Annotated in this window: 17 protein-coding genes and 1 riboswitch; of the genes, 3 read left to right on the forward strand and 14 right to left on the reverse strand. The window is 38.5% G+C overall.

Annotated elements, in window-relative coordinates:
* Positions 1–118 precede the first annotated feature (118 nt).
* The 5 genes from B7E05_RS12280 to B7E05_RS12300 all read right to left on the reverse strand — a co-directional run bounded on the left by B7E05_RS12280 (position 119) and on the right by B7E05_RS12300 (position 4677).
* A complete protein-coding gene (locus tag B7E05_RS12280) occupies positions 119–307 on the reverse strand; it encodes a hypothetical protein (RefSeq protein WP_080874476.1) in 189 nt (62 codons plus the stop codon).
* Positions 308–368: 61 nt separating this feature from the next.
* Positions 369–821 (reverse strand): YfmQ family protein, encoded by a 453-nt coding sequence (locus B7E05_RS12285; RefSeq protein WP_143833231.1) that lies wholly within the window; start codon positions 819–821, stop codon positions 369–371.
* A 134-nt stretch (positions 822–955) separates the two neighbouring features.
* Positions 956–2416 (reverse strand): MocR-like pyridoxine biosynthesis transcription factor PdxR, encoded by a 1461-nt coding sequence (gene pdxR, locus B7E05_RS12290; RefSeq protein ID WP_080874478.1) that lies wholly within the window; start codon positions 2414–2416, stop codon positions 956–958.
* A 309-nt stretch (positions 2417–2725) separates the two neighbouring features.
* Positions 2726–3838: an RNA polymerase sigma factor RpoD gene (gene rpoD, locus B7E05_RS12295; protein ID WP_080874479.1), complete on the reverse strand. Its 1113-nt coding sequence runs from the start codon at positions 3836–3838 to the stop codon at positions 2726–2728.
* Positions 3839–3978: 140 nt separating this feature from the next.
* On the reverse strand, positions 3979–4677 hold the full coding sequence (locus B7E05_RS12300; RefSeq protein ID WP_080874480.1) for an adenine nucleotide alpha hydrolase family protein: 699 nt from the start codon (positions 4675–4677) through the stop codon (positions 3979–3981).
* Positions 4678–5282: 605 nt separating this feature from the next.
* Here B7E05_RS12300 and B7E05_RS12305 point away from each other — a divergent pair.
* A complete protein-coding gene (locus B7E05_RS12305; protein ID WP_080874481.1) occupies positions 5283–5900 on the forward strand; it encodes a TetR/AcrR family transcriptional regulator in 618 nt (205 codons plus the stop codon).
* A gap of 488 nt (positions 5901–6388) precedes the next feature.
* Here the strand turns inward: B7E05_RS12305 and B7E05_RS12310 are convergent, their stop codons facing one another.
* From B7E05_RS12310 to B7E05_RS12320, 3 genes are all read right to left on the reverse strand, one after another.
* On the reverse strand, positions 6389–6946 hold the full coding sequence (locus B7E05_RS12310) for an isochorismatase family protein (RefSeq protein WP_080876296.1): 558 nt from the start codon (positions 6944–6946) through the stop codon (positions 6389–6391).
* A 247-nt stretch (positions 6947–7193) separates the two neighbouring features.
* Positions 7194–7688, reverse strand: coding sequence for a GNAT family N-acetyltransferase (locus B7E05_RS12315; RefSeq protein ID WP_080874482.1), 495 nt, complete (start codon positions 7686–7688; stop codon positions 7194–7196).
* 66 nt (positions 7689–7754) lie between these two features.
* The gene (locus B7E05_RS12320) at positions 7755–8063 is read right to left on the reverse strand and encodes a hypothetical protein (protein WP_080874483.1); all 309 of its coding nucleotides are present in this window, start codon (positions 8061–8063) and stop codon (positions 7755–7757) included.
* A 303-nt stretch (positions 8064–8366) separates the two neighbouring features.
* Between B7E05_RS12320 and B7E05_RS12325 the strand changes: the two genes are divergently transcribed.
* A complete protein-coding gene (locus tag B7E05_RS12325) occupies positions 8367–9821 on the forward strand; it encodes a DASS family sodium-coupled anion symporter (RefSeq protein WP_080874484.1) in 1455 nt (484 codons plus the stop codon).
* A gap of 235 nt (positions 9822–10056) precedes the next feature.
* Here B7E05_RS12325 and B7E05_RS12330 read toward each other — a convergent pair whose 3' ends face one another.
* Positions 10057–10515: a MarR family transcriptional regulator gene (locus B7E05_RS12330; protein ID WP_179134535.1), complete on the reverse strand. Its 459-nt coding sequence runs from the start codon at positions 10513–10515 to the stop codon at positions 10057–10059.
* Between the two features lie 371 nt (positions 10516–10886).
* On the opposite strand from B7E05_RS12330, the gene B7E05_RS12335 reads away from it, so the two are divergent.
* Entirely contained in the window at positions 10887–11645 is a 759-nt protein-coding gene (locus B7E05_RS12335; protein WP_080874486.1) for a sulfite exporter TauE/SafE family protein, read from the forward strand.
* A gap of 109 nt (positions 11646–11754) precedes the next feature.
* On the opposite strand, the gene queE is transcribed toward B7E05_RS12335, so the two are convergent.
* From queE to B7E05_RS12360, 5 genes are all read right to left on the reverse strand, one after another.
* Positions 11755–12483, reverse strand: coding sequence for a 7-carboxy-7-deazaguanine synthase QueE (queE, locus tag B7E05_RS12340; RefSeq protein ID WP_080874487.1), 729 nt, complete (start codon positions 12481–12483; stop codon positions 11755–11757).
* Complete coding sequence (queD, locus tag B7E05_RS12345; RefSeq protein ID WP_080874488.1) at positions 12476–12943, reverse strand: 6-carboxytetrahydropterin synthase QueD; 468 nt, start codon at positions 12941–12943, stop codon at positions 12476–12478. Before queD ends, queE begins: the two co-directional genes overlap by 8 nt.
* Positions 12943–13614 (reverse strand): 7-cyano-7-deazaguanine synthase QueC, encoded by a 672-nt coding sequence (queC, locus tag B7E05_RS12350; RefSeq protein ID WP_080874489.1) that lies wholly within the window; start codon positions 13612–13614, stop codon positions 12943–12945. The genes queD and queC overlap by 1 nt, the downstream gene beginning before the upstream one ends.
* Before the next feature lie 85 nt (positions 13615–13699).
* Positions 13700–13744: riboswitch (PreQ1 riboswitch) on the reverse strand.
* Between the two features lie 218 nt (positions 13745–13962).
* Positions 13963–14439 (reverse strand): thioesterase family protein, encoded by a 477-nt coding sequence (locus B7E05_RS12355; protein ID WP_080874490.1) that lies wholly within the window; start codon positions 14437–14439, stop codon positions 13963–13965.
* A complete protein-coding gene (locus tag B7E05_RS12360) occupies positions 14426–15394 on the reverse strand; it encodes a 3-hydroxyacyl-CoA dehydrogenase NAD-binding domain-containing protein (protein WP_080874491.1) in 969 nt (322 codons plus the stop codon). The genes B7E05_RS12355 and B7E05_RS12360 overlap by 14 nt, the downstream gene beginning before the upstream one ends.

The raw sequence follows: 15394 nt of genomic DNA on the forward strand, positions 1-15394 counted from the left end.
AAAAAAGGAAGATAATTGCGGCATAAAGTACTAAATAATGCTGGAAACAGAAAAAAACACGGAAATTCCGTGTTTTACGCATCACTGTTATTATCATTGTCACTTGTAACATGTCATTTTAAACGAAAACCCAGATAAGAACGGAAATCAGAATAATTGCTGGAAGACCAAGGAAATAAATATAAGAAAGACTTGAGAAACTTTTTTTCTTTTCATAATTATCATCCAGCTTTTTTGTAACAAGCAACGTTCCGACTAACGCCAACACACACACGATAATAACCAGTATAATAAGGCTATTCAACATGTTTCATCCCCCCTCCACGTCCATTGAATGACATAATGATCCCGGCAGCGTTGACGTACGATCAGGCATTATCCAGCAGCCTGTTATCTGACGAAGCCATTTTCTGTATATAATCTGCATCAAGCGTGTAAGATGCCATTTTTTTCTTCCATTGTTTAACCACATCTACATGATTGTCATAAGCAAAAACATGAAATGTGATGTTTTTATTTTTTCTATTATATTTGATGATATGTGGAATCATGCCCGTTTCCGGTTGAAGATACGAGGCTTCTTTTCCTGGAAAAATATGATTCTTGTATAAAAATTGGGCTCCATTAAAAGAATCTATAACACTTTGTTTCTTATCTCCTTCCAGGTACTCTCCACCATATGTTACCGTGCTATTTTCTGCATCAATTTTTGGATGCAACTCAAATTTATTTAAAACCCAGCCCACCAAAGCACTTGGAGGGCTAGTTAAAAATTTCAGTATAATCCCTGCTATGGTAATTAATATAAACGTCCATGTCATGACATATTTCATCTCCTGTTTTCATTTCCTAGTTTGAACTGCTTCCTGGTAGGATACATTCTCAATCTATTTTCATTGTACCGGAAATCTAAAAAATGATACCATCCAATTCGCATAAAAATACCTCATCCACTTTAGCGATGATAGGATGAGTTATTTATGCCAAGCAAATACTGTAAAGCTTTTGCAAATCGAGAAATGCCTTCCCAGATATCGGCATTCGTACTTCTGCCATAAGTGAAACGAACAAATCCTTTACTCTCGCCAAAGATGGAACCAGGTACAAAAGCAAATCCCCTTTTCAACGATTCATCCAGTAATTGAAATTCATCGACGGGTTCATTCAACTTACACCATAAATGAATGCCGCCATTCGGTTCGATAAATGCTACTTTATCCCCTAAAAAGTGTGTTAACGCTTTTGACAGCTGCTTCCTTCGTTCTTCCAGCTGCTGTCTGACCTTATTTATATGCTCATCAAATTGCTGCGATCCAATAAATGTATTGGCAACCCACTGCGGAAAAATACTATGACCAAAATCAATTTGCTGTTTTGCATCAGCTAAACGTTGAATAACTTTTTCCGGTCCGAGAACCCAGCCGATTCGCAGCCCAGAAGCAACAATTTTAGATAAGGAGCTGATATATAATACATTTCCGTTCGTATCCATTCGCTTTAAAGATGAAGCAACATTTCCATCAAACGCGGTAATACTGTACGGATCATCTTCTACAACCGGAATCCCATAGTCAGATGAAATCTCCAATATTCTTTTTCGTCTGTTTAAAGGCATTTGTACACCAGTTGGATTTTGAAAATCAGGATTGATAAAAACCATCCGAATGCGGTGTTTTTTATGCAATTCGACAATTTCTTCAGGTTGCACCCCGTTTTTATCGCTTTTTAATAAAAAGGTACGTAAACCGGCTGACTTAAATAAAGGTAAAGAATAAGCATACGACGGGTCCTCTATCGCTACTGCGTCTCCCGGCTTCAGTAAACATTGAACAATAAGATGAAGTGCCTGCTGCGCGCCGGAAGTAATCAGGATAGATGCTGCATCTATAGAAATACCTTTATAGGCAGCAAGATGCTTGGAAATGGTTTCTCTTAAATCAACATTCCCAAGCGGATGATCATAACCCAGATATTCATTAAAAGGAGACTCTTTAAAAATAGAATGAAACTGCTCTGCAGGAAATAAATCAGCAGCTAATTCCCCGCTCGCCATATTGATCATTTCATTATTTTGCGTTTCTGTTCGTATTTTTTGGACTAACGGTAAATTAGGAAGAAACGAACCATCTTCTACATACCTTCCCCAATTAGGTATTCGCTTGTCCGATATTCCCCAAATATCCGTGCTAATATGTGTTCCGCTGCCTTTTCGTCTTTCAACGATTCCTAGCGATTGAAGCTCATCATAAGCAGCAACTACCGTACTGCGATTAACTTGGAGCTCTTTTGCTAAATGACGTTCTGATGGCAACGGGACGTCCGGTGAAAATTCTCCTGTAGAAATTCCATTTTCAATATATGTTGCGATTTGTTTGTACAGCGGTGTTTTGGCTGAACGATCCAAATTAAAATTCATATGCATTCCTCGATGATGTTGCAGATTTAAATATGCTGATACGCTTTCTATTGACCAATATACAAATAACAGCTTCGTTACGACTTTGCTATTCTTTATATAATTATGTTTGTTTTACTAAAGAAAACGGAACCGGCCAAAAAAAGATATCTCCTACTATAATAGCGAAAAAATGCTTGAATAAGCAACTTACATGCAATGAAATATTTTTGACATTTTTATTTTCTCCTGCAGAAAAGTCCGATTAACAATGAAGTTATCGGACTGTAATGAATCAGTATAAATAGCTTTTTACACGAATACCCTGCACTAATCCAGAAAATCTTTTAACCGATTACTGCGTCTCGGGTGTCTTAATTTCCGTAATGCTTTTGCTTCAATTTGACGAACCCGCTCTCTGGTCACGCCAAATACCTTACCAAGCTCCTCCAGCGTCCTTGTTTTTCCGTCATCTAATCCAAATCGAAGACGAAGTATATTTTCTTCTCGGAGGGGGAGGGTATCCAGCACCTCCTCTAACTCCTCTTTTAACAATTCATGCGCCGCATAATCCGAAGGTGATACCGCTTCCTGATCCTCAATAAAGTCTCCTAAATACGAAGCATCTTCCTCCCCGACAGGTGTTTCCAAGGATACTGGCTCTTGAATGACTTTTAAGATGTCCTCCACTTTATTTGGGCTTAGCCCCATCTCTTCACCGATTTCCGACGAGTTCGGTTCACGGTCTAAATCCAGAAGTAACGAGCGTTGAACACGGATTAATTTATTCATCGTTTCTACCATGTGCACCGGAATACGGATCGTGCGGCCATGATCTGCAATGGAACGTGTAATTGCCTGTCTAATCCACCAAGTTGCATAGGTGCTGAATTTAAACCCTTTTCGGTAATCAAATTTTTCAACCGCTTTAAACAGCCCTATATTTCCTTCTTGAATTAAATCTAAGAAAACCATTCCTCTGCCTACATACCGTTTGGCGATACTGACTACGAGGCGAAGATTTGCTTCCATTAATTTTCTCTTCGCTTCCGTATCTCCTTCTTCTATACGAACGGCAAGTGCGATTTCTTCTTCCCGGGACAGCAAATCCACATTACCAATTTCTCTTAAATACATACGAACGGAATCATTTATTTTCATTCCTACAGGTTCACTATGATCAATCCGCTCCACTTCTTCTTTTTCTGTATTCTGTATTTTAGCATCATCTTCTGCCCCTTCTGTCACAACAACGCCTTGCTCTTCCATATACGCATAAAATGCATCTAATTGTTCCATTTCCAAATCAAAATCCGATAGCACATTAGCTACTTCCTTATAAAGCAGCACACCGTTTTGCTTCCCTTTTTCCACCAATTTTTCTTTGGCTTGTTCTAATGTCCATGCTGATTCTTCTTTGGGTGAAACGTTTTGTGCAGTCATATATCTCCCTCCTTCCAAACTATTTCAGTTATTTCTTGATGGATTACTAGCATGTGTTTTCATAAAGCCTCTGAACCAGCATTCAGATCCGGCATTGGAACCAATTTTGGGTTTAAGCTCAATAACAAAAATCCAAATGCCTACAGAGTAGCATGTTTTGGTTGTACCTCATCCTTCATCCCTTTATCCGTTTTGCCATGGTATATATAGACGTACTTTACTTTTCCCTTATGAATAAAAGCAAAAACGCCATTACGTGCATCTGTGTCCTTCTCCTGAAAGAAAAGCCCGGGGATATCTTTTTCTCTAAAAGGATGATCACGAAGAAAATAAGTGGTTCTATTAGCGCTTTTATTTACTAAATACCCTTGTCTTCCATTTTGATATAATCCCTTTTCAAAAGGATTATATTCGCTGTGATCCATCACTACCAGAATGATATCCGGTATTCTTTTTAAGATATAATTGTATTTATCGCAAAAGAAAGCTCTTTTCCAAAACGGAATATGCAATCTATCATTGGGTTGTACACCTGACATAATGATTTCTTTTACATGATTATTTTTGGCGGTCATTACTACTTCTTTTGCTGTCTTCCATTCATTTTTTGTCCGCTTCACCGTAAATTTTTCCGCCCCTAATCTTCTGCTTAATTTTTTACTCTCTGCTAAATTTAACAAATGAAACATGGTGTATTTGCTTTCAACGGAGCAGAAAAATAGTACTTCGAACGTATAACCATATTTTCTTGCCAATAAAGCCCCTTTTAGTAGAACTTTCCGGCTATAGTTTTGTTCCTCTAAACATACCAGGATATGATGCCTTGCTTTTAATGTCATTTCTCCTCCCTCCTTGTGTTACCTATCCGCAAGCTGTAATCGCATTTCATTGTTATGCCAATGCTATAGAAACTTGAAAATAGGATTGCTTTCCTGCCGGTTTAAAGATATACGTCTTTACCCTTGCTTGAAAGATAAACACGTATATCCTTAAACCGGAAATGATTATGAACACAGGGTTCCGAATCCGGGTCTGCCATTTCCCTCACCACCTTTCCTTTTTAAAACTGAATGATTGTTCTAAAATAACACAAAAAATAAACCTTATTTTTTCAAACAAGATACATTCAAAATAATTGTCATGATTCCTTATTCTAATTTATGTTGTACTTCTTCACAAGTTGCAAACTTCCACTGCTTTTTTTATAATGCAACTATTTCCATCCCATTAACTGAACGTTCGTTCTAAAATCATATCATAGCTTCGTATCACAGTCAATAGCTGACCACGCTGTTAAAAATACCTTGTTTCAGAACTTAAATTATGGTAGATTTAGAACAATTGGTCAGTAATCATCTAAACGACATCAAACCGATAAGTTTGTCTTCGTACATGCCTCAATAATGTTCGAATCAGACATCAAAAATACATAGGAGGGAACCTTTTGAACAAGAAACAAACGAAAAGCATGATGACAAAGCAAAAGATTGCTGAAGCCGCCAAACATTTATTTATTCAGAAAGGCTATGCTGCCACCTCAATTGAAAATATTTCCGAAGCAACAGGAGTCAGTAAAGGGAATATTTATTATCATTTTGATAATAAAGAAGGGCTCTTTATTTATGTATTGGATGAATGGGAAAAACAATGGATGGAACAATGGGAGGAACAAAAACAACAGTATTTCTCTGTAACGGAACAACTCCATGGTATTGCGAAACATTTTGTTATCAATGATTATAACCATCCCCTGACAGATGTTGCTGATGAATTTTTCAGTCATGAAAAGTCCAATACGTTCGTTCAAAATCAGCTTTATAAAACAATTAATACCAGAATATCCTATAGTCAACAATTATTAGCCGAAGGGATGACATCCGGCGAATTCAAATCAGACAACGCGCTATTACTCGCAAAGATTTTTGATACCTTGCTATACGGATTAAATAACACTTGCCGGGATTTAGATATGAAAGAAACACTGGATCTATATGCCAAAGCTATCGATACTTTTCTATATGGTATCGCGTCTACTGATTCGGTTCATTCAGATAAGCATTAATAGAATACATACGCTTTAGAAAATGACTTGCAAAGATTTTACTATAAAAGGAAAATTTCATTCTGTCTTAAAAATAATTACTGATTATGAACATTCATTTAAGAAGATGAATAGCATTGAGGAATAGTCACCCACTCTTTTTTTGGAGTTATATTCGGTATAGTTGCAGATGCAAGCTTGAGGTTTTTCTTATTCCGGAATGGAAAGAAATAATACTAGATTTTCCTCAAATACTGCAGATTAACTGAAAGCTTATTGTTCATAGAAATATACTGTTCCAGTGCATTTGGATTTAAATGAATCACCACTTATTCAGCGTCTACATCCTCTTAAAATTCGCCCAAATCTATTAGTGTATAAGCTAGATTACTGTGTCTTATTATCTTTTTCTAATGCTCCTTTCCCTTTTATCCCTTCTAACAGCACCATATCATCACATTTTCATAAAACACTAAAAGCGACACAGATATATGTCGCTTTTAGAATGATTATCTATAAGAATCATGTGTAGGGCAAAATAAATCTTCGTTTGCATTTCTTACAATGGAAAAATAATCTACATTATAGTGGCCATGAAGTGTAGCATTATGATGCTTTATAATCTGTTCTTGACTCAAAATATCATTACCCAGGTTTGAGTGCCCATCTCCGACTAATGTGACATCAAAACCTTCGATAGTTGCTGTTCTTACGGCGCTATCTATACAATGCTGTGTTTCACAGCCCATCACTACTATATGCTTTACTTGATATGACTTTAAATATTCTAACAGACCTGTTCCATAAAAAGCATTTGTTGCAGACTTATCAAAAATTTCTGCTTCAGCAGATACATGGATCTCCTTGTGAATTTCAAAACCGCTCTCTTTTCCTTCGTTGACATCTAAATCCCTTACAAATACAAGTGGCACTGCTATCTTCTCCGCTTTTTCAATTACTGAGTTAATATTAGCAATAAACTGCGTTTTTTGAAAAATCGCGTTTCTTTCATGATTACCTTCGATTAATTCCTGCTGTGCATCGATAATCAATAATACTTGATTCAATTCCATTCCCCTTCCAATTTAGGGAAACACGAGATAACTGGCTAGTTAGACGTTCTCCCTTTTTTACTTATTACGTGTTTTCTATTTTTATGTACCATATGAACGCCTCCTCCAATTAAATTCCTTATTATGAGAGATCTCAATCTAAGGTAGTTTTATTTTACCATAATATACAGACTATACTTTCTAGAATACGAAAATGACGCAACTTCCCAAACTGAAATGTACTTGTAAGCAGTTATAATAACTAGATTCTCCTCAAATACTGCAGATTAACAAATGACTCTCCAGTATTCGCCATCTCTTTTCGTTTTTTCTGCAGCACGAACCCTCTCGCTTCATAAAAAGGAATCCCTCTTTGATTCCCGTCCTGCACAGACACCCATTGATCCCTTGCCCCTTCCTGTTTATGTTGCTCTGTAAATACTTTTAATAATTGTCTCCCTATTCCGTGGTATCGATATGTTTCATCTACATATAATACAAAAATTTGGCTGACACCTGGCTCCGTTATTGCGCCGCCAATAACGCCCGCTACTTCGGAATCAATCACAGCAACATGCGTATAATTGCCATTTTCTATATCTGACGTCACTCGTTCGTGATTATACCATTCCGCTGCATTCTTTACTTGGTATGCCTCACTTAACTTTCCTTCTACCGTTTGTTTCCAGCCACAAGAACAAATAGCAGCAATTGCTTCAACATGTTCCCGCGCAGCTCTTTTAATATTTATGTTCATTTTTATCCACTCCCCATTTTATACCAAATGTATTCGCTGCTATCCAAATCTGGTATCCAAAGACAGCTATTGATGATTGACAGTTTCCTCTTTGTTATAAAATTCATAAGCAAAATACCCCAATAAATAGCCGATTCCTGCTCCTAAACTAATTGTGGTTGGTAAGAATATTGAAGAAAATGTGCCTAATATGACACCAGCAGCACAACCAAAAAACATTCCTATCGGGATAAAGCTAATCGATACATCCTGCTTTTCTTTAGATTTTTTCTTTTCTGGGCTGCTTTGATTAAATTTATATTTTGCCCTGTTAACGACAAAAACTGCAATTCCTCCCACTATGATAAGAGGCGCAATTGCCTTGATAATTTCCATGTCAGAACCTCCCTCACTTCTTTTTACTACGTTCTTTTTCCATATAAAACTTAATTTATGTTAAATGATTAGCTACTGGAGAAATAAAATTCTGATAATTGATTCAATTGTATCAAACGTTTCCTTCAAAATACAGCAATAATGCAGAAACAGTCCCTGTTCCTCTCATACAAAGTATAGAAATATGTTCTTGTTGAACATTTTATGAAGTTTATAACAATTTCGATTTTTTGTAACATGTGAATATCATCACAAACTATTTATTTTGTATTATAATAAAGGTAGATAAAGGGAGGGGTTTTCATGAAAAAGAAAGATGCTATTGCACTCATTGCAGCTTTTTTAGTTCTTGTTATCATTTTAATATTACCTAACCCTGATTCATTACCTATCGTAGGCCAGAGAGCGCTTGCTGTCTTAGCCTTCGCTGTTGTGTTATGGGTTACGGAAGCGGTTTCTTATCCTGTAAGTGCAGTGATGATCGTTAGTTTATTAGCTGTTCTTATCGGAATCTCCCCTACTATTGAAGATCCGGGGACCATTTATGGAACAAGTCAGGGGTTGGGTATGGCAGTAGAAGGATTTAGTTCTTCCGCTGTATTGCTTGTTGGAGGAGCACTTGTTTTAGCTACAGCCATGGAAATCACTGGACTTCATAAAAGAATAGCATTGTATATTATGTCAAAAGTTGGAACTAAACCGGGAGCACTTGTTTTGGGAACAATTATTGTCAGCTTTGTACTTGCCTTGTTTGTGCCAAGCGCTACGGCACGTGCGGGTACACTTGTGCCTATCTTATTAGGAATTGTCGCAGCATTTGGATTGGCAAAACAAAGTAAACTGGCCGCATTATTAATGATTACTGCAGTTCAGTCTATCTCCATTTGGAATATTGGAATAAAAACTGCAGCCGCGCAAAATATGGTTGCCTTAGGATTTATGGAATCGGCATTCGGTATTGATGTGACATGGGGAGAATGGTTTCTCTACGCTGCCCCGTGGGCGTTTATTATGTCCATTGTGCTTTATATTGTTATGGTTAATCTGATTAAGCCAAATATGTCAGAAATGCAGGAAGGAATAAGTATTGAAAAGCAACTAAAAGAGCTGGGTAAAATGAGTGGAAAAGAGTGGCGCTTGGTCATTATTGCCGGGTTGCTCTTATTATTCTGGTCAACAGAAGGTATTCTACATCCTTTAGATTCTACTACGGTTACCATTGTTGCTGTTGCTGTCATGCTGACACCAGTTATTGGTATCTTTTCCTGGAAAGAAGTACAGACCAAAGTACCTTGGGGCACATTGATTGTATTTGCAACGGGAATTTCATTAGGGATTGTCCTGTTAGCGACCGAAGGAGCTACCTGGCTTTCTTCCAATTCATTTGAAATACTCGGTGTATCTACCCTGCCACTGGTCGCAATGATTGCAGTACTTGCTCTATTTAATATTTTGATTCACTTAGGCTTTGCAAGCGCTACCAGTTTGGCCTCTGCTTTTATTCCGATTGTCATTGCTTTAGTCGGATCCATGGAACCAACAGCATTTAATGGCCCAGGGCTTGTCTTGATTATGCAATTTGTAATCAGTTTCGGTTTCTTATTGCCGGTCAGCGCTCCACAAAATATGCTGGCATATGGAACAGGAACATTTACTTTAAAACAATTTATCAAATCTGGTGTCCCGCTTACGGTGATTGGATACTTGCTTATTATCCTGTTTAGTGCCACGTATTGGCAGTGGGTTGGATTGTTATAATTAGCTTAAAAGCGATATAAAAGAACGTGAAGTCACTCTTTTATATCGCTTTTCATCCCCTTTTACTCCTTATTTTTCTTTACAACAGCATATTGCCAAAAAGAAATTCCCAAAAGGAAAACTTCTAAGAAAATAAAGGTAAATGTACTGGACAAAACATGCATTATTCCAGTAAACATGCCGCCTACTGCCATACCGGAATAACGGATAAAATTAAACAGGCCTAATGCAGTCCCTAAAGAGACTTGATATTTTTAGATACCAATTTGAAAAACGTAATCAGTGTTTCTAATTCATTGTCATCAAAATGATTGAAAATATCTAAATAACGTGATTCTGCTTTTTCATGTAGTTCCTCATGAATGGCAGCAAGCATATCACCGGAATCCGTTAACATATAATACACTTCTTTTTTGTTTCCATCCTGTTGTATTTTTTCAAGCATCCGATTTTCTAATAATTTCTTTACCGCTTTTGTAACAGCTGGTTTAGATATATTTAATTGCTCTGCCAAGGTCGTGTTATTTGCTTGTCCTTTTTCTTTTATAACAGCAACAACATGCAGCTGTGTTAGTGTCCAATCAGAAACAACAGCTTCTTCATTGAATTTTATTGCTTTACGATTTCTATCCGCTGCTTCCCTCTCCTTAATCAACTGCTGTAATGCTTCAATTGCTTCTTTTTTCTTATCCATATATGTCACCTAACCTTTCTGTTTTTGGTTAACCAGTTAACAATTATGATTATACATCTCTGTTATCTATTCGTCAATTATTGTTTACCAGTTAACAAAAATCGTGACGTTATCTCTCTGCTCTCTTCTCTATCCATTAAAATCAGAAAAAAGCACCTTTTTGTCAGCACTTTTTATTTATTTTCAAGACAGACTATATTTAAAACTAGCGTCCTTTTTCACAGCAATAATGGTTTCTGACATTTAATCGTTTATTGACCTATTACCTAAAAAAATATCACACAAAACATCTCAAGTATTCTCAATCCAAAAATGCACCATCACTATGCTATAATGGCTTATGTAATTTAGAAGAGAAAGGGATTTTTAGTTTGATTGTTTTATTAACGATGCTCGTGATTGGCTTGTTACTTGGTTTTGTCGGGGCAGGCGGTTCCGGTTTTATTATTGCCATGTTGAGTGAAGTTTTTGATGTTCCAATACACACAGCGCTTGGAACATCTCTGGCAGCGATGGTTTTCACCTCATTATCCGGCACCATCAGTCACTTGCGGGAAAGAAATACGATGGTAAAAATTGGGCTGGCAACTGGGCTGTTTGGTGCAGTTGGCGCTTTTTTAGGTTCCAGGCTGGCCAGTTTTATCCCGGAAAGTGAATTAAAATTCTTTACGGCAGGGATGCTTATTCTATCCGCCATACTATTGTGGATTCGTGTAACAGCAGGATTTGGCAGGTTTGCTACACAAGATTTCGCAGAGAAAAACCGTTCCTCAAGAAGCAGGTTTTGGATGACAGCTGCAGGAATCGGTATCGTGACTGGCTTACTATCAGGGGCTTTCGGAATTGGCTCGACGCCGTTTATCCAAATCGGATTCCTTGTTTTCTTCGGTTTATCGCTTCAGCTTTCCGCGGGTACGACGATGCTTGTTATTATACCGATTGCACTGGTTGGCGGTATCGGTTATTATTCCGTCGGTTTTCTCGATTTAACATTATTTATCGAAGTCGTTATCGGAACGATTATCGGTTCTTATATTGGTGCTAAATTTACCACCAGGTTAAACCCGATAATCTTAAAAATTGCGATGGTTGCAGTGCCGCTGATTGGCGGAATTATTTTGTTGATTTAGATTTCTATCCATTCAGAGAAATGCCAGAAAATGAAATAAACTATTACCCTATCAAAAAGACGATAATTCTTACAGTCTTTTTAATAGGATAATAGCTTTTTCTCTCTTATTATACCCCTCGCTTATTTCCCCAAACTAATGCATGTACTTGCGGCAGAACGCGAACCCGATTCAGCACAGTGGATGCCACGACTTGATCAATCAACCATTCATACTTATTCAATAAATGCCTGGATAATTGCTGTGGCTCTATTTCCTCTAAATCATCATTCCCTACCTGCAGGAAAAAAGCAAGCTTCGGATAACGCTGATGTACTTTTTCAGCATAGCGAAGATCTTCTTGATCAAAAATCACTATCTTTAAGCTGGTATGTACCAATCGCTCATTAACTTCCAATTGATGAATAATATCATCTAACTTCTCCCAGTTTGTTTTCATCTTAGAACTTGGGGGCTTGGGAGATATGGTCAGATCATCAATTTTAACAAACCAATCCTGATAACGGCTTCCTTGGGTTTCCAGAGCCACCTCAATATGATGCTCCTGAAGCACATCAATCAAATCGTCCATAGCGGATAACAAAGCTGGATTCCCGCCTGAAATCGTCACATGGTCAAAGTGATTCCCTCCTATTTCTTGCAGCCGCTGCCAAATTTCCGTACTCGTCATTGGAACGACATCTTCTTTCGCACTCCCATCCCAAGTGAAGGCAGAATCGCACCAGGCGCACCGGTAATCACATCCGGCGGTCCGAACGAACATCGTTTTTCTTCCTACCACCATGCCTTCTCCTTGAATCGTGGGACCGAATATTTCTAAAACAGGTATTTTACGCATGGTACATCCACTCCCGTCTTGCTTCTGCATAGCTTGTCGGTGTTTCAAATAACCGCACAAATTCCACCTGGCATTGGTTGGGAAGTTCTTGGACAGCTGCTTCCATTTGTTCGAACATCCAGACAACCATATTTTCTGCTGTTGTATTCATTTTCGGTAAAGTTTCATTGACATAACGGTGATCCAGGAATATTTCCAACTTGTCTTTCCAAATCTCTTTGATATCCCCAAAATCAATCACCATCCCTATATTATCCACAAAACCGCTGATACCGAATACGACTCGATACGTGTGGCCATGAAGATTCTTACATTTCCCCTCATAACAATGAAGATGGTGTGCAGCATCAAACGTAAATTCCTTACTTACCATCACCCGTTTCTGATGATAAGCCAGCTGTTCCCTATGAATATCCTCGTCCAGTTTTTGCAACGCTTCAACAATACGAAATCCATACATTACGGATGCACTTCCTGTCTTCTTGCCAGATATTGATCTAAGCCACGCTGGCGCAATTGACATGCCGGACATTCGCCGCATCCTGCACCTCTCACGCCATTATAGCAGGTTAATGTCCGCTCTCTGACATAATCAAAGGCTTGCAGATCGTCCGCCATCTCCCATGTTTCTGCTTTATCCAGCCACATTAACGGTGTATGGATGACAAAGTCTTCATCCATAGAAAGATTCAAGGTGACATTTAATGATTTGGTAAAGATATCGCGGCAATCCGGATATCCGCTAAAATCGGTTTCACATACACCGGTGACGATGTGTTTCGCGTCGATTTGATTCGCTAGGATGGTTGCAAAAGATAAAAATAGCAAATTTCTGCCCGGTACAAATGTATTGGGAATACCACCATCTTCTGCGTTCTCTACTTCGATATCATCTCTTGTTAACGCATTGGGAGCTAATTGATTCAGTAAAGACATATCTAAAATATGGTGCTTCAATCCTTGATCTGCAGCAATTTCCTTTGCCACCTCAATCTCTAAACTGTGGCGCTGACTGTAGTCAAAGGTAACTAACTCTACATGTTCAAATTTTTCCAATGCCCAAAACAAACAAGTGGTGCTATCCTGGCCGCCGCTAAAAACAACGACTGCCCGCTTATTATTTTTTTCCATAAAAAAATCCCCTTTCCAATTTGAAAAAGAGAATTCTATACACCCAGAAATATAAAAAACCATATCTAAGGTTTCATTAGTATGGCTATCCTTAGTTTTTTATAGAGGGTGTACCTAGAACCTCTCCTACGTATGAAGTAGACTTTATTCATTTTTCATTCAAATGGCAGTATAACATATTTTTTATACGTATGCTTCTATTTTCTGTTTTTCATGTTTCTCCAGCGAGATTGGATTAGAATCTATATGCTTTGCTTTTTATTCTAATATAGTAAGTGCTCCCTTACCGGATACAGGAAATATTTATTATTCCCTCCTGCCAATAAGAGAGCACATCACATACGATAACTATTCTTTTTTCTTGCGAATCCCCATCGGTTTATTCGCTCCCGCAGGCCAGTCTGCTTCCGCTAATTGCGGTAATTGTTTCACTTCTGCTTCAACCAATTCCGGAAATGGCGCCGGGCGTCCAGATGATACATCCATGCCCATCACCATCTGTTCACTGGTTGCCACTGTGTCATTTTCTTTATTCTTCATTTCAAACCAGAGATGCATCCGTTTTGCATCCCGATTCAGCACGGTGACACAGGTATGCAGTTCTTCGTTTTCATGAGCTTCTTTGACATATTTAATATGTGCCTCCAGGGTGAAAATGGTGTAAGCATATGCTTTTCTTCCATCTTCATCCAGACCAATGTCATCGATTAAAGCGTCCAGGCTGTAACTGAAAATCAAAGCATAGGACGCATCATTCAAGTGGCCGTTATAATCGACCCATTCAGGGAGCACACGACCTTTCCATATTTGCTTACTTTCTGTCATAAGGAAGCAACCTTTCTGCTGGCCAGAAACCTTCTTCCTCTAACAGCGCCATTAATTTAATTAAGAAACGGTCACGGCGATGTTCCAGATCTTCAATTGGGACATCCCCACTTTGTTCTGCGGTTCCTGAAATGACTTTTTCACTTAATTCCTCCGTCAACTCGGGAGCGACAAGGCGTGTCCAAGGAAGTTTCAATGCAGGTCCGAATTGTTCCAGCATGTGCCTCATACCATCCTTGCCGCCAGCTAAATGAAGTGTCAAAAATGGTCCCATCAAGGCCCAGCGAAGACCAGGTCCATAAACAATGGCTTTATCTACTTCTTCCGTAGTCGCTACGCCATCATTCACGATATGAAGTCCTTCACGCCAGATTGCTTCCATCAGTCTGTCACCAATATGGCCGTCAATTTCCCCTTTCATCACAAGCGGCTTCATATGCATGTCTTCATACATTTTTTCTGCTTTTTCCATGTAACTTTTTTCCGTCTGTTTGCCACCTGCAATTTCTACAAGCGGGATTAAGTAAACTGGATTAAATGGATGCGCGACAACAACCCGTTCCGGATGATGCACGCAATCCGCCTGCAGTACAGAAGGCATGTATCCCGAGGTACTGGATGCAATAATTGCGGTTGGTTTTGTTGCTGCATCCACTTGAGCCAGCACTTTTTTCTTCAATGCTTCCTGCTCCGGAACATTTTCCTGTACCAGATCTGCTTCTTTTACCGCTTCTTCTAAGGTGTCATAAAAGGTAAGGTTTTCCTTTGCTGCTTCATTGCTTATTCCGTATTCTTCTAATGTTACCCAAATATCATCTATCATTTTTTCTGTTTTTTCTTTTGCGCCGGGAGCCGGGTCAAAAGCATGGACTTGATGTCCGCCTGCTAAAAAGCGGGCAATCCAGCCATTACCGATAACACCGGTACCTAAAACGGCCATTGTTTTTTGTGCCAT

Source organism: Oceanobacillus timonensis (assembly GCF_900166635.1).
In the GTDB taxonomy this organism is placed as follows: Bacteria; Bacillota; Bacilli; order Bacillales; family Amphibacillaceae; genus Oceanobacillus; species Oceanobacillus timonensis.

Excerpts from the sequence above, each read along its gene's own strand:
- queC (WP_080874489.1), bottom strand. The coding sequence starts at position 13,614 with ATGGAAAAAAATAATAAGCGGGCAGTCGTTGTTTTTAGCGGCGGCCAG.
- queD (WP_080874488.1), bottom strand. The coding sequence starts at position 12,943 with ATGTATGGATTTCGTATTGTTGAAGCGTTGCAAAAACTGGACGAGGAT.
- B7E05_RS12330 (WP_179134535.1), bottom strand. The coding sequence starts at position 10,515 with ATGGATAAGAAAAAAGAAGCAATTGAAGCATTACAGCAGTTGATTAAG.
- B7E05_RS12285 (WP_143833231.1), bottom strand. The coding sequence starts at position 821 with ATGACATGGACGTTTATATTAATTACCATAGCAGGGATTATACTGAAA.
- queE (WP_080874487.1), bottom strand. The coding sequence starts at position 12,483 with ATGCGTAAAATACCTGTTTTAGAAATATTCGGTCCCACGATTCAAGGA.
- B7E05_RS12355 (WP_080874490.1), bottom strand. The coding sequence starts at position 14,439 with ATGACAGAAAGTAAGCAAATATGGAAAGGTCGTGTGCTCCCTGAATGG.
- B7E05_RS12360 (WP_080874491.1), bottom strand. The coding sequence starts at position 15,394 with ATGGCACAAAAAACAATGGCCGTTTTAGGTACCGGTGTTATCGGTAAT.
- B7E05_RS12300 (WP_080874480.1), bottom strand. The coding sequence starts at position 4,677 with ATGACATTAAAAGCAAGGCATCATATCCTGGTATGTTTAGAGGAACAA.
- B7E05_RS12320 (WP_080874483.1), bottom strand. The coding sequence starts at position 8,063 with ATGGAAATTATCAAGGCAATTGCGCCTCTTATCATAGTGGGAGGAATT.
- B7E05_RS12315 (WP_080874482.1), bottom strand. The coding sequence starts at position 7,688 with ATGAACATAAATATTAAAAGAGCTGCGCGGGAACATGTTGAAGCAATT.
- B7E05_RS12325 (WP_080874484.1), top strand. The coding sequence starts at position 8,367 with ATGAAAAAGAAAGATGCTATTGCACTCATTGCAGCTTTTTTAGTTCTT.
- pdxR (WP_080874478.1), bottom strand. The coding sequence starts at position 2,416 with ATGAATTTTAATTTGGATCGTTCAGCCAAAACACCGCTGTACAAACAA.
- rpoD (WP_080874479.1), bottom strand. The coding sequence starts at position 3,838 with ATGACTGCACAAAACGTTTCACCCAAAGAAGAATCAGCATGGACATTA.
- B7E05_RS12280 (WP_080874476.1), bottom strand. The coding sequence starts at position 307 with ATGTTGAATAGCCTTATTATACTGGTTATTATCGTGTGTGTGTTGGCG.